The sequence below is a fragment of the Paraburkholderia sp. SIMBA_054 genome (assembly GCF_046534875.1).
GTDB classification, from domain to species: Bacteria; Pseudomonadota; Gammaproteobacteria; order Burkholderiales; family Burkholderiaceae; genus Paraburkholderia; species Paraburkholderia hospita.
Genome location: NZ_JAWRXV010001262.1, coordinates 1 through 252, shown reverse-complemented (window position 1 = coordinate 252; position 252 = coordinate 1). Strand labels below are relative to the sequence as shown.

Here is a 252-nt window from a genome sequence, read left to right as displayed (position 1 = left end):
AGGAAGGTCGAAGGCGAATGGCGGGAAGTGAGCTGGGCCGAGGGCCTGGCCGCGGCCGCCGAAATCCTCAAGGCGCAGTCCGGTGACGAGCTGGGCGTGCTGGTCCATCCGGCGACCTCCAACGAGGAGGGCGAGCTGCTGGCGCGCCTGGCCTCGGGCCTGGGCAGCGGCAACCTGGACCACCGCATCTTCAACCGCGACTTCTCCGACGCCGCCGTCGCCGAGCCGTTCGCCACCCCGCTGACCGAGATC

The 252-nt window shown here is 71.0% G+C and carries 1 protein-coding gene; it reads left to right on the top strand.

Translation table 11 applies throughout. The features are described 5' to 3' along the window. A partial coding sequence (locus SB822_RS59150; protein WP_410859382.1) for a molybdopterin-dependent oxidoreductase occupies positions 1–252 on the top strand: 252 nt, incomplete at both ends.